14 protein-coding genes and 1 tRNA gene are annotated in these 13,541 nt (G+C 51.4%); 13 read left to right on the forward strand and 2 right to left on the reverse strand.

Features of this window, described 5'->3' with window-relative positions; translation table 11 throughout:
• Positions 1 to 69: 69 nt before the first annotated feature.
• From NYE26_RS32095 to NYE26_RS32135, 9 genes are all read left to right on the forward strand, one after another.
• On the forward strand, positions 70 to 1,020 hold the full coding sequence (locus tag NYE26_RS32095; protein WP_036690067.1) for an ROK family glucokinase: 951 nt from the start codon (positions 70 to 72) through the stop codon (positions 1,018 to 1,020).
• 45 nt (positions 1,021 to 1,065) lie between these two features.
• The gene (gene rapZ, locus NYE26_RS32100; RefSeq protein WP_036690069.1) at positions 1,066 to 1,965 is read left to right on the forward strand and encodes an RNase adapter RapZ; all 900 of its coding nucleotides are present in this window, start codon (positions 1,066 to 1,068) and stop codon (positions 1,963 to 1,965) included.
• Between the two features lie 57 nt (positions 1,966 to 2,022).
• A complete protein-coding gene (locus NYE26_RS32105) occupies positions 2,023 to 2,964 on the forward strand; it encodes a YvcK family protein (RefSeq protein WP_200869550.1) in 942 nt (313 codons plus the stop codon).
• 18 nt (positions 2,965 to 2,982) lie between these two features.
• Positions 2,983 to 3,912 (forward strand): DNA-binding protein WhiA, encoded by a 930-nt coding sequence (whiA, locus tag NYE26_RS32110; RefSeq protein ID WP_036726258.1) that lies wholly within the window; start codon positions 2,983 to 2,985, stop codon positions 3,910 to 3,912.
• A gap of 97 nt (positions 3,913 to 4,009) precedes the next feature.
• Positions 4,010 to 4,279, forward strand: coding sequence for an HPr family phosphocarrier protein (locus tag NYE26_RS32115; RefSeq protein WP_036690075.1), 270 nt, complete (start codon positions 4,010 to 4,012; stop codon positions 4,277 to 4,279).
• 76 nt (positions 4,280 to 4,355) lie between these two features.
• Positions 4,356 to 4,898 carry a GNAT family N-acetyltransferase gene (locus NYE26_RS32120; protein WP_339252793.1) on the forward strand — a complete coding sequence of 181 codons (543 nt, stop codon included), beginning with the start codon at positions 4,356 to 4,358 and terminating at the stop codon, positions 4,896 to 4,898.
• Between the two features lie 94 nt (positions 4,899 to 4,992).
• Entirely contained in the window at positions 4,993 to 5,748 is a 756-nt protein-coding gene (locus NYE26_RS32125) for an SIMPL domain-containing protein (protein WP_339252795.1), read from the forward strand.
• Between the two features lie 371 nt (positions 5,749 to 6,119).
• Positions 6,120 to 7,217 (forward strand): DUF4163 domain-containing protein, encoded by a 1,098-nt coding sequence (locus NYE26_RS32130; RefSeq protein WP_051478082.1) that lies wholly within the window; start codon positions 6,120 to 6,122, stop codon positions 7,215 to 7,217.
• Between the two features lie 164 nt (positions 7,218 to 7,381).
• A complete protein-coding gene (locus NYE26_RS32135; RefSeq protein ID WP_036726263.1) occupies positions 7,382 to 8,020 on the forward strand; it encodes a GDSL-type esterase/lipase family protein in 639 nt (212 codons plus the stop codon).
• A gap of 87 nt (positions 8,021 to 8,107) precedes the next feature.
• Here the strand turns inward: NYE26_RS32135 and clpP are convergent, their stop codons facing one another.
• On the reverse strand, positions 8,108 to 8,704 hold the full coding sequence (clpP, locus tag NYE26_RS32140; protein WP_036690083.1) for an ATP-dependent Clp endopeptidase proteolytic subunit ClpP: 597 nt from the start codon (positions 8,702 to 8,704) through the stop codon (positions 8,108 to 8,110).
• Between the two features lie 193 nt (positions 8,705 to 8,897).
• Positions 8,898 to 8,972, reverse strand: a tRNA-Arg gene (locus NYE26_RS32145).
• 292 nt (positions 8,973 to 9,264) lie between these two features.
• Here NYE26_RS32145 and NYE26_RS32150 point away from each other — a divergent pair.
• From NYE26_RS32150 to tpiA, 4 genes are all read left to right on the forward strand, one after another.
• Positions 9,265 to 10,317 carry a sugar-binding domain-containing protein gene (locus NYE26_RS32150; RefSeq protein WP_036726264.1) on the forward strand — a complete coding sequence of 351 codons (1,053 nt, stop codon included), beginning with the start codon at positions 9,265 to 9,267 and terminating at the stop codon, positions 10,315 to 10,317.
• 116 nt (positions 10,318 to 10,433) lie between these two features.
• Positions 10,434 to 11,444 carry a type I glyceraldehyde-3-phosphate dehydrogenase gene (gene gap / locus NYE26_RS32155; protein WP_036690087.1) on the forward strand — a complete coding sequence of 337 codons (1,011 nt, stop codon included), beginning with the start codon at positions 10,434 to 10,436 and terminating at the stop codon, positions 11,442 to 11,444.
• Positions 11,445 to 11,576: 132 nt separating this feature from the next.
• A complete protein-coding gene (locus NYE26_RS32160) occupies positions 11,577 to 12,758 on the forward strand; it encodes a phosphoglycerate kinase (RefSeq protein WP_036726266.1) in 1,182 nt (393 codons plus the stop codon).
• Positions 12,759 to 12,785: 27 nt separating this feature from the next.
• On the forward strand, positions 12,786 to 13,541 hold the full coding sequence (gene tpiA / locus NYE26_RS32165; protein ID WP_036726267.1) for a triose-phosphate isomerase: 756 nt from the start codon (positions 12,786 to 12,788) through the stop codon (positions 13,539 to 13,541).

Below are 13,541 nucleotides of genomic sequence, written 5' to 3' on the forward strand. Positions count from 1 at the left end.
AGGGGAGGGTTCTATTATAGTGGGTACGTAGGATTAACTATTTTAGCATAGAAAAAGGTGGCTTGTAACATGTCTGAACATATCTACGTTGGCGTGGATTTAGGTGGTACCACGATTAAGGTTGGAATCTGTAATGCCGAGGGAAGCCTGCTGCACACTTACGAAGGTCCGACAGGGACTGCGGATGGCGTCGATGCTGTCATCGATAATATCGAGAAGTATGTACGCCAGATTGTGGAGGACTCTCCGTACTCCTGGGACCAGCTGGCTGGTGTCGGTGCGGGACTGGCCGGATTTACGAATATTCGTGAAGGTATCATCATCCTTGCGCCCAACATAGGATTTAGAGATGTGCCGATCCGCTCCATTCTGGAGGGTCGCCTGAACAAGCCAGTCAAAATAGACAATGATGCCAACGTGGCTGCACTGGGCGAAGCCTGGAGCGGTGCAGGGCGCGGCATAGAGAATTGTGTCTGCTATACGCTCGGTACGGGTGTCGGCGGCGGTATTATCATTAATGGTAAGGTGTATCAGGGATTTGCCGGTCTGGCCGGCGAGCTTGGACATATCTCCGTGGTGCCCGATCTGGAAGCGATCCAGTGCGGCTGCGGGAACATGGGCTGTTTGGAAACCGTTTCCTCAGCGACAGGCATTATCCGTATGGCGAACGATGCTGTAGCACGCGGGGACCGGACCTCCTTGTCCACCGTTGAAAAAATCGCTGCGAAGGAAGTATTCGATGCCGCCAAGGCAGGCGATGAAGCTGCGCTGCGGATTGTGAACCGGGCGGCCTTCTACCTGGGCAAATCAATGGCCTCCGTTGCAGCGGTCCTGAACCCTGAAGTATTCATCGTCGGTGGCGGAGTCTCCAAGGCAGGCGATATTCTGTTCGATGAAGTCCGCCGGGTATTCGCCAAGCTGGCGCCTGCCCCTCTGCAGACCGGTGTTACGATTGTACCTGCAGCGCTTGGCAATGACGCCGGTATTATTGGTGCGGCAGGCCTGCTGCTGCGTTCTTAAAAGACCGGAATTATTCATATACTAATCATAGGGAGGGATGCTGTAATGACCGACCTCGAGCAAACCCTGCCCGCCCATGCCACCCTGATTATCATTACAGGCATGTCGGGTGCGGGCAAGACGATTGCCGTGCAGAGCCTGGAGGATCTGGGGTTCTTCTGCGTGGATAATCTTCCGCCTGTACTAATCCCGAAATTCGCTGAGCTGATTGAGCAGTCCAAGGGTAAAATCGCCAAGGTGGCGCTGGTCATCGACCTTCGGGGGCGGGAATTCTTCACCGCCCTGTCGGAGTCTCTGGCCTACATCAAGGACGAGTCAACGATCGGGTGTGAGATCCTTTTCCTGGACGCCACAGATTCAGTGCTTGTACAGCGTTACAAGGAGAGCCGCAGGCATCATCCGCTTGCTCCGAAGGGCATGCCGCTGGACGGCATCCGCATGGAGCGCCAGATGCTGGAGGAGCTGAAGAATTCAGCTACCCTGTGTCTGGATACCAGCAGCATGAAGCCGGTTCAGCTCAAAGAAAAAATAGTGTCACGCTTCTCCCACCTCGGGAAAAGCACCCTCTCGGTTAACATTACTTCGTTTGGATTCAAGTATGGGATTCCGATTGATGCTGACCTGGTGTTCGACGTCCGCTTCCTGCCTAATCCGCATTATGTGGATCAGCTGCGGCCTAAGACAGGCCAAGACAACGAGGTGTACGACTACGTAATGAAATGGCCTGAAACGCAAGAATTCCTGACCAAGCTGCTAGATATGCTTCAATTCCTTATTCCGCAATACCGCAAGGAAGGCAAATCCCAGATTATTATCGGCATCGGCTGTACGGGCGGCAAACACCGTTCGGTAGCCATCGCCGAATACCTGGGCAAAATGCTGGGGGTTAGCGAGACGGAAGCGGTGGCAGTCAGCCATCGGGACTCCGAACGCGACCGGCATTGATGAGAGAAGGGATGAATAGTGGCTGAAGAACAAGGACAGCGTCCAAAGATCGTCGTGATGGGTGGCGGGACCGGACTCTCGGTGATGCTCCGGGGGCTGAAGGAGAAGCCGCTGGATATCACGGCGATCGTAACTGTCGCAGATGACGGGGGAAGCTCCGGGATTCTGCGCAGTGAGCTGCAGATGCCGCCGCCCGGGGATATCCGCAACGTACTTACGGCTATGGCTGACGTTGAGCCTCTGATGGCACAGATTATGAAGTACCGCTTCAGCAGCGGAGAAGGCTTAGCCGGGCATAGCCTGGGCAATCTGATTCTGGCTGCACTGACTGACATCTCCGGGGACTTCGTTACAGCAGTCCGGGAGCTTAGCCGGCTGTTCGCCGTTCGCGGCCGGGTGCTGCCTGCGGCCGGAGAGGCGGTAATCCTGCACGCCGAGATGGCGGATGGAACGCTGATTACCGGTGAATCCAAAATCCCGGAGGCGGGAGGCGTCATCAAGCGCGTATTTCTGGAGCCGGTGGATGTGGAGCCGCTGCCGGAGGCGCTGGAGGCTATCCGCAACGCAGATGCTATTCTGCTCGGTCCGGGCAGTCTGTATACCAGTATTCTGCCGAATCTGCTGGTGCCAAAGCTGGCAGAAGCCGTGGTAGCTTCCGAGGCCATTAAGATTTTTGTATGCAATGTAATGACCCAGCCGGGTGAGACGGATAATTACACGGTTAATGACCATCTACAGGCCGTATATGACCATATCGGGCTGCATCTGTTCGATTATGTGATCGTCAATGACGGGGAGATCCCGGAGCAGGTGCAGATCAAATACGCCGAGAAGGGTGCCCGTCCGGTACAGCTTGACCGTGAGGCTGTGGACGGCAACGGGTATAAGGTGATTGCTGACAAGCTGGTATTATTTAAAACCTATTTGCGGCATGATACAGATAAGCTCAGTCACCATATTTTCCAGCTGGTGAAGGATTGGATTGACAGAAAGAGTTAAATGAAAGAGGTGAGCCCCTTGTCTTTTGCGGCCCTTACCAAAAAAGAGCTGACGATGGTCGAGAGCCAGCCCTGCTGCGAGAAAGCGGAAATGTCAGCGCTGATCCGAATGAATGGTTCGGTGCAGCTTTCGAGCAAAAAGGTGGTTCTCGACATTTCGACGGAGAACGCCGCGATTGCAAGGCGGGTATATTCTTTGCTTAAGAAATATTACCAGGTCCATATCGAGCTGCTCGTGCGTAAAAAAATGCGTTTGAAGAAGAATAACGTCTATATTGTAAGAATCCCGAACCAGGTCCAGGAGATCCTGAAGGATCTGCGGATTGTCTCTGAGGGCTTTATTTTCACAGACGGGATTGATGAGGAGATTGTCGGCAAGAACTGCTGCAAGCGTGCCTATCTGCGAGGGGCCTTTATGGCCGGCGGTTCGGTCAATAACCCGGAGGGCTCTTCGTACCACTTGGAAATCGCTTCCATGTATGAGGAGCACTGCAAGGCGCTCGTTGAGTTGGCTGGTGAATTTCACCTGAATGCCCGCTGCATAGAACGCAAAAAAGGCTTCATCCTATACATCAAGGAAGGCGAGAAGATCATCGAGTTCCTCAGTCTGATCGGCGCCCATCAGGCGCTGTTCAAATTCGAGGATGTGCGGATCATGCGCGATATGCGCAACTCGGTCAACCGGATTGTGAACTGCGAAACGGCCAATCTGAACAAGACGATCAGTGCGGCGGTACGCCAGATTGAGAACATCAAGCTGCTGCAGCGCGAGGTGGGTCTGGAAAGCTTGCCGGATAAGCTGCGGGAGGTGGCCGAGATCAGACTGGCGCACCCGGATATTAACCTCAAGGAAGTCGGGGATATGCTGGGCGGGACGGTAAGTAAATCGGGTGTGAACCACCGTTTGCGCAAAATTGATGAGCTGGCGGACAAGGTCCGCGGCGGCTGATTATTTTTTTTCTAGTGCGGTATGCGTTATAATGATATAATATTATAAAATTAATGTGAAATTTTTGGGCAGATCTCAAATAGGGGGTAAGCGTTTCATGACAAAGCACCCGGTAGTTGTTCGGTTGAAGACGGGGCTCCATGCTCGGCCGGCAGCATTGTTTGTGCAAGAAGCTAATAAGTTTTCGTCGGAGATTTTCGTGGAAAAAGACGATAAAAAAGTGAACGCCAAGAGTATCATGGGCATTATGAGCCTTGCGATCAGTTCCGGTACGGAGATTCATATCAGCGCAGACGGTGCAGATGCGGAACAGGCTGTAACCGCTTTGACCAGTCTGGTAAGCAAGGAAGAGCTCGAGAATCAATAAATGCTACATGGTCTAACCAAAAGCCCTTAGGGGCTTTTTTTCATATCAGCTTTAGAGGATAAGGAGAGGTAAGCGGATGCAGATTCAAGACGGTGAAGTATCATTAGTTGAGCCTGCTGAGGCGCTCAGAGAGCCGTATTTAGCCTTTTATGAGGAGTGGAAGGCCAGCGGGGAGCCGTTTGTGCCCTGGGTAACAGAGATGGACCCGGCTGACTTTGGCGGTATGATTCAGACTCTTCACGGGTATGCTCGTGGTACAGATATACCGGACGGCTGGGTGAGCAGTTCAACCTTCTGGCTGGTGACCACGGACAAACGGGTAGTGGGGGCTGTGAACATCAGGCACCGGCTGACCGAAAGGTTGCTCCATTCTGGCGGGCATATCGGTTACGGCATCGTCCCTTCTGCACGCAGACAAGGCTATGCCAGTGAGCTTCTGAAGCAGGCTCTCCTGAAGGCCGCTGAACTGGGTATCGAGCAGGCACTCGTAGTCTGTGACTCCGTCAACACCGCATCGGAACGGACAATCCGCAGGAATGGCGGTATCGAGGATAGCGAATATATAGAGGAGGACGGAAATGTCATCCGCCGGTTCTGGATCGGGACGGGGAACAAATAAAAAATAAATATCGTACATCGCTCATGCAACTTTTACCATGCTGTCCCGTCTAGAGGGTAATAACACTTAAACGAATCGAAAGGGGATGGCAAGCATGAGAAAATGGGGTAAATCGATTGGATCAGTTCTGCTGGCAGCTAGCTTGATGATTGGAGGAATGGGGTTGAGCGGAGTGCTAAAGGGTCCTGAAAAGGCTTACGCCGACGAAGTACAGAAGAATGTGGTGAACGTGGTAGGCAAAGGCGAGCTGTCGATCAAACCGGATATCGCGTATCTCTCCATCGGGGTAACGACAACTGCCGAAACCGCGCAGGAAGCACAGAAAGGCACAGCCGCGAAGGTCTCCAAGCTGACCGCTTTGTTCAAGACCACTTGGGGCATTGCAGACAAAGACATTCAGAGCACCCAGTTCAACGTACAGCCTAACTACACTTACAGCGAGAAGGACGGCCAGAAGGTAAAAGGCTATAACGCCCAGCACACGCTAGAGGTCTCTTACCGGGATCTGACAAAGGTTGGACAATTGCTGGACGCTGCCTCTGCGGCTGGAGCGAACAACATCGGCAATGTGCGGTTTGCCATTGAAGATCCATCGGCCTTTGAAGCACAGGTAATCGAGAAGGCTATGCAGAATGCAGATGTCAAAGCAGCGGCTATTGCCAAAGCAGCCAAGCGCGGACTGGGTCAGGTAGTCACTGTCATTCAGAGCGATGACGGGAATCATCCGGTGGTCTACGCTGAAGCAGCCTCCATGCAAAAGATGTCCATGGATAACAATGCTGGCAGCTCCGTTGAGCCCGGGCAGGTTAAGGTCATTACCCAATTGAGTGTAACTTATGAATTGAAATAAAACGTTTCGTAAGAGGCGCTTGCTCTGCTGTTATAGCGGGGCAGGCGCTTTTTATAAAAATATAAGAATTTATATGTTTTACATGATAAATTATCCTTCATTTCTCGCTGAAACGGTACCGTCCTTTAAAAGGACGGCAAAGCCGTTTCCACTTGTCATATAAATGTATTGATATGCACATAGCCGCTATCGAAAGCTCTCAATTTGTTTAAATTGAGGTAACAGGATCTTTAGATAATCACGGCAAACCTTAAGAAACTGTAAAGCGGATTGTAACAATCCCCGCACTTTCTTTTACTATAATAGGAACAGTGATACTGAGGAGCACACATCATGACTAATCATACCACCAGGTGGAAGGGGAAATAACAATGAATTCGAACTCTAAGAAATATATCAGCAAATGGGGTGCAGGAATGCTCGCCGCAGGAATCCTGCTGGGAGGAACAGGAATAATCCATGCAGGCATCACTGAGGCCGCTCCGGCAGCCGCTCAGGTCAAAGCCAAATCCTCATCTATAGTGCTGAAGGTTAACGGGAAAAGTACAGCCCAGACGGGCCTGCTCCAGGAAGGAAAGGTATGGGTGCCGGTAACCTTCCTGCGCGATGCGCTGGGGATGCCGCTCTCTTATGATAAAGCGGGGAAGACGTACACCATCGGGACAGGAACTGCTCAGACAAGGCTGACGATCAATGATTATGGCATTTCTGTTATGGTGAACAATTATTATGTCGGTGAAGGCAAGCAACTGAATAACCGGCTGTATGTTTCGTCTGAGCTGCTTAGCGATTACTTGGGCTACAAAGTAGACGGGAGCGCAGCAGCAGGACGGCTGAATGTTATGAAGAAAGTACAGAATGCGGTAACCATCAAAACAGTGAGCTATGTGAAGGATCATAAGGATGCGCCTATCCGGCTGGATTATCCGCAGGTCAGCGGCCTGGCAAGTGCAGAAGCAGAGAAGGCAATCAATGATACGATTAAGCAGACCGTTCTGAACTATGCGAAGGATGCTGAAGATCAAATCTCCAAGCGGTCGAAGGATGACCGGCCGTATGAATTCGAAGGCGGTTATGTGATCACGTATAACCAGGATGGCGTGCTCAGCCTAATCACCAATCAATACGGGTATACCGGCGGTGCCCATGGGATGACTTACCGCAATGCGTTCACCTTCTCGCTCAAAGACGGGAAACGTCTGTTGCTGGGCGATCTGTTCGGTGCCAACCCTAATTACAAGAAACAGCTCAATGCCAAGCTGGCCACCGAGATCAAAGCTAACGGAGGATATCTGGGCGGGTTCAATGGACTGAATACCGAGAAGTACTTCTATCTGAAAGATGGCAAAGCGGTGCTCTTCTTCCAGTTATACGAATACACGGCATATGCCGAGGGCTTCCCGGAATTCAACTTCAGCTTCAAGGAACTCCTGCCGGATGGAAGCAGTCCGTTCGCGGCGCTGAAATAATAAAATAATTATCCAGATGCCCTTGCATCTCCTCCGGGAGATGCAGGGGCATTCTTGCACAACCCTTCATCCACGGCCTAATCAGCCTGCCCTGCCGTTACCACTTCACCCGGATAGTCATAAGCTATAGAAGGCAAGCAGCTTATAACGGGGAGGGGAAGGTTATGGTCTATGCTTATACAGCGATCGGGGATTCACTTACAACCGGCTTCGGGGCGCTGCCCGGGAACGGCTTCGTCCCCGTCTACCGGCGGATGGCGGAAGGGAGGCTGGGTACACCAGTGGTGCCGGCGAATCTTGGCGTCAACGGTCTGACCACCGGGGGGCTGAAGCAACGGCTGAGGAGCTCGAATGTCTACCGGGCAGCGGTGAAGGATGCGCAGATCATTACGCTGTCCATTGGCGGCAACGACTTGATTAAGGCAGCCCGGGCAGCCGGGCCCCGGCCCGGTGAATTCCAGGGATTACTGCAGCAGGCGCTTAGGGACTGCAAGCGTAACTACAGCGACATCATGGGTAGCCTGACACAGCTCAAAGCAGGTTCCCGCAGCCCCTACATCATCCGGATGGTAGGTCTGTATAATCCCTACCCACAGGTGAATGAAGCAACAGAGTGGGTGCGGGAGTTCAACCGCTATGCAGCAGGCTACAGCAGCAATAACGTAGGGTTTGCTTCGGTATACCATGAATTTGCCGGTAATGAGCGGGGGCTGCTGTTCCTGGACCATATTCACCCGAACGGCAGAGGCTACCGCGTAATTGCAGGCAAGCTGGATGCCCTTGGGTACGGGAGCTTAAGGTAGGCAGCAATGGCTGGGCATAAGAAAGAGGCTGTAACGGGACCGGACCGGTCTGTTACAGCCTCTTTGTGTATTCATTGGAGCAGGTACTTATACGCCTGTTGGCAGAGTCTTCTCAATTACCTTGTCCACGATACCATATTCAGCAGCGTCTGCAGCGCTCATGAAGTAGTCGCGGTCAGTATCCTTCTCGATCTTCTCCAGCGGCTGGCCTGTACGCTCGGACAAGATGCGGTTCAGCTTCTCACGCAGCTTGATGATGCGGCGGGCGCGGATCTCGATATCCGAAGCCTGCCCCTGGGCACCGCCTAGCGGCTGGTGAATCATGATTTCGCTGTTCGGCAGGGCGAAGCGCTTGCCCTTGGCGCCGGCATTCAGCAGGAAAGCTCCCATGGAAGCGGCCATACCTACACAGATGGTGGACACATCCGGCTTAATGTATTGCATTGTATCGAAGATGGCCATACCCGCTGTGATGGAACCGCCTGGGCTGTTCACATACAGGTGAATATCCTTATCCGGGTCCTCGGCAGCCAGGAAGAGCATTTGTGCGATGATGGAATTGGCAACCACGTCATTAACCTCCGTTCCAAGGAAAATGATGCGGTCCTTCAGCAGGCGGGAATAGATGTCATAAGCGCGCTCACCGCGGTTGCTCTGTTCTACTACCATAGGAATATAACTCACGTGGAAAACCTCCTTGAAATTGGTGCTTCGAATGTGTTCATTTTTTACTGTTACCGTATTAACCACATGATAAACAAATTCAAACAAAAAGTCAAAGAAAGTCAAACTTACTTTCAAAAAAAAGAGCCCTCAAGCGGCTCATTGGTTAAATATAATATAATCGGAACTAAATTATGTACAAGCTTGAAAAAAATGGCGCGCCCGCCAAGAATCGAACTTGGATCTCAGGCTTCGGAGGCCTACGTCATATCCATTGGACCACGGGCGCAACAGAAATTATTATAATATACTTCTCGGATAAAAGCAATGCGTATTAGGCATCCTGCGCAAAAATAGTTTTCTCTGCCTCCATTAATAGAGCCGGAAATGCGCCTCCTGCCAGTGGGCTGCCGAACAAGCCCATGTATAAGATGAAAGCGGGCTGAGAATTATAGTCTCGGAACACTTGCACTTGGCGTCAGTTTTGGGTAGAATATGGGTGGGACTTAAAAAGTTAACCCGGGACATTTTGAGACCACGAACAAGGGATAAGAGAAAGACGAAGTTGCAGGAGTGAAAGCATGCGTAATCTATTGGAAATCCAAAAGCAGCTTCTGCCTGATCTCATGGAAACCCTTAAGAGACGGTATACGATTCTACATCAGATCATGCTGTCCGATATTATTGGGCGCAGGACGTTAGCCGCATCGCTTGATATGACCGAGCGGGTGCTGCGCGCCGAGACGGATCTTCTGAAATCGCAGGGGCTCATTGAGATCGAGAGCGTCGGTATGCGCATTAGCGATGCCGGTCGCAGACTGCTTGACCTGCTGGAGCCGGTCGCCAAGAGCCTATTCGGCCTGGATGATCTGGAAGAGAAAATTCGTACAACGTACGGTCTCACCAAAGTAATTGTGGTACCTGGCGATTGTGAGACATCGCCGTTCACCAAGCGTGAGCTGGGGCGCGCAGGCTCCAAGGCACTGCTCAGCGTACTGCGCAGTGACGATACGATTGCCGTCACAGGCGGATCAACACTGGCCGAGATGGCCGATCAGCTGACCCCGCCGCTATCCCTTTCCTATAAGAACGCCTGGGTTGTTCCGGCGCGTGGAGGACTGGGAGAGAGCATGGAGATACAGGCCAACACCATTGCTTCAACCATGGCCAAACGGATTGGCGCCAATTACCGTCTGCTGCATGTGCCCGATCTGCTTAGCGGAGACGCATATGAGTCGCTTGCGCAGGACTCCAATATTGGAGAGATTGTACAAATTATCCGCAGATCGCGTATTATTGTACATGGAATAGGCGACGCCATTGAAATGACCCACCGCCGCAAGCTGGACTCCGGGACGATCTCAGAGATTCAGAGCGAGGGAGCCGTAGCCGAGTCCTTCGGATACTATTTCAATGAGAATGGCGAAGTGGTTCATACGATGCGGACCATGGGGCTGCGCCTGGAAGACATTATCCGTACAGAAGTCGTTATCGGTATTGCCGGCGGCAAACGCAAGGCGAAGGCCATTCATGCGATGCTGCGGTTCGGGCAAGAGGATATTCTCGTCATCGACGAGGCGGCGGCTGTTGAAATCGGCAAGGAAATCGACACACAGCTACAAAAGGCCCTATAGATTCCATTAAATGGGGCGCGCGCAAAGGGTTTATGCATTATACTTAACATTGTTGTCTTGACGAGCCTCACGGCTTGTCTTGAATAAATAAAACGAACTCTAGGAGGAACTATTCAATGAGTGTAAAAGTTGGTATTAACGGTTTTGGACGTATTGGACGCCTTGCATTCCGCCGTATTCAAAATGTAGAAGGTATCGAAGTGGTAGCAATCAATGACTTGACTGACGCTAAGATGCTTGCTCATTTGCTTAAATATGATACAACTCAAGGTAAATTCCAGGGAGACGTTGAAGTTCATGACGGATTCTTCAAAGTAAACGGTAAAGATGTTAAGGTTCTGGCGAACCGCAACCCTGAAGAACTTCCTTGGGGAGAGCTTGGCGTTGATATCGTTCTGGAATGTACTGGTTTCTTCACAACTAAAGAAGCCGCTGAGAAGCACCTTAAAGGCGGAGCTAAGAAAGTAGTTATTTCCGCTCCAGCTACAGGCGACATGAAAACTGTTGTGTACAACGTTAACGATGACATCCTTGACGGTTCCGAAACAGTAATCTCCGGCGCATCTTGCACAACGAACTGCCTGGCTCCAATGGCCAAAGTCCTGAACGACAAGTTCGGTATCATCGAAGGCCTGATGACTACGATCCACGCTTACACAGGTGACCAGAACACTCTTGATGCTCCACACGCAAAAGGCGACTTCAGACGCGCCCGCGCTGCTGCTGAGAACATCATCCCTAACACTACCGGTGCTGCTAAAGCCATCGGCCTGGTTATTCCAGAACTGAAGGGCAAGCTTGACGGTGCAGCACAACGTGTGCCTGTAGCTACAGGTTCCCTGACTGAGCTGGTTACTGTTCTGGATAAGAGCGTAACTGTTGAAGAAATCAATGCAGCCATGAAGGAAGCTTCTGACCCAGAAACTTACGGCTACACTGAAGACGAAATCGTATCTTCCGACATCAAGGGTATGACTTTCGGTTCCCTGTTCGATGCAACTCAGACAAAAGTACTGACTGTTGGCGACAAACAGCTGGTTAAAACTGTTGCTTGGTATGACAATGAAATGTCCTACACTGCACAGCTGGTTCGTACTTTGGAGAAATTCGCTAAGCTTGCTAAATAAGACCGATTTCATATAAGAAGTACAATAGAGCGGAAACAAGGAAAGTCTGTTTCCGCTCTTTCTAAATGAACTGGATTCGCGTGAAATGGCTTTGTGAAGGAACCAATTTTGGGTGTGGAGGAAATGTTAATCATGAACAAAAAAAGTGTCCGTGATGTAGAAGTAAAAGGCAAACGCGTATTCGTGCGTGTAGATTTCAATGTGCCAGTGGAAGACGGCAAGATCACTGATGATACCCGTATCCGCGAAACCCTTCCAACAATTAAATACCTGATTGAGAACGGTGCAAAGGTCATTCTGGCCAGCCATATGGGCCGTCCTAAAGGCGAATTCGTCGATTCCATGCGGTTGACTTCCGCTGCAGTCCGTTTATCTGAATTGCTCGGCAAACCGGTAGCCAAGGCTGATGAGGCCATTGGCGAAGCTGTAAAAGCAAAAATCGCTGAACTGAACGATGGCGATGTGCTTGTGCTTGAGAATGTCCGTTTCTACAAAGGCGAAGAGAAGAATGATCCTGAACTGGCTAAGCAGTTCGCTGAACTGGCTGACCTGTTCGTCAATGACGCATTCGGCGCAGCTCACCGTGCCCATGCTTCGACAGAAGGAATCGCTCACTTCCTGCCGGCAGTATCCGGTCTTCTGATGGAGAAGGAATTGTCCGTTCTCGGCAAGGCGCTTTCTAACCCGGAACGTCCTTTCACTGCCATCATCGGCGGTTCCAAGGTGAAAGACAAGATTGACGTTATCGACAACCTGCTGAATCTGGCTGACAATGTACTGATTGGCGGCGGCCTCTCCTACACGTTCACCAAGGCTCAAGGTTACGAAATCGGTAAATCCCTGGTAGACAACGACAAGATTGATGCAGCGCTTGGATTCATCGAGAAGGCCAAGAAGCTGGGCAAGAACTTCGTGCTTCCGGTTGACGTTGTAGTGGCTGACAAGTTCGGTGCAGATGCCAACACCAAGATTGTAGATGCAACCGAGATCCCTGCAGATTGGGAAGGTCTGGACATCGGTCCTAAGACCCGTGAAATCTATGCCGATATTATCAAAAACTCCAAGCTGGTTGTATGGAATGGACCGATGGGCGTATTTGAAATCGACATCTTCGCTGAAGGCACCAAGGCTGTGGCTCAGGCTTGTGCTACTACCGAAGGCTACACTGTTATTGGCGGCGGCGATTCCGCTGCGGCTGCTGAGAAATTCCACCTCGCAGACCAGATGGATCACATCTCCACTGGCGGCGGCGCATCGCTCGAGTTCATGGAAGGTAAGGCTCTTCCAGGTGTAGAAGCACTGAACGACAAGTAATACCGAAGAGGGAGGCAATACATCACTATGAGTAGAACACCTATTATTGCAGGCAACTGGAAAATGTTCAAAACCGTTCCGGAAGCCGAAGGCTTCATCGCTGAAATCAAAGGCCAGGCGGAAGTGGCAGGCGTAGAGACTGTAATCTGCGCGCCATTCACGAACCTGCCTGCACTGGTTGCAGCGGTACAAGGCACTACCATCAAAATTGGTGCACAGAACCTGCACTTCGAAGATAACGGCGCTTATACAGGTGAGATCAGCGGCGTAATGCTGAAGGATCTTGGTGTAGAGTACGTTATTATCGGCCACTCCGAACGCCGTGCTTATTTCGGTGAAACGGACGAAATCGTCAACAAGAAGATGCATGCGGCCTTCCGTCACGGCATTACTCCAATTGTCTGCGTAGGCGAAAAGCTGGAAGAGCGCGAAGCTGACCAGACTAAGGACGTATGCAAGGTGCAGACTGAAGCGGCATTTGCCGGTCTTAGCGCAGAGCAGGCAGCAAGCGTAGTTATCGCTTATGAGCCGATCTGGGCGATTGGTACAGGTAAATCCTCCACTTCCCAGGATGCTAACGAAGTTATTGCTTATATCCGTACCCTTGTTAAAGGCCTGTACGATGAAGCAACGGCTAATGCAGTTCGTATCCAATACGGCGGCAGTGTGAAGCCTGAGAATGTAACGGAGTACATGAGTCAAAGCGACATCGACGGCGCTCTCGTCGGCGGTGCCAGCCTGCAGCCTGCTTCCTTCGTTTCACTCGTTGAGGGGGCGAAGTAA

The sequence above is a fragment of the Paenibacillus sp. FSL P2-0136 genome, assembly GCF_037975325.1.
Taxonomy (GTDB): Bacteria; Bacillota; Bacilli; order Paenibacillales; family Paenibacillaceae; genus Paenibacillus_AQ; species Paenibacillus_AQ silagei.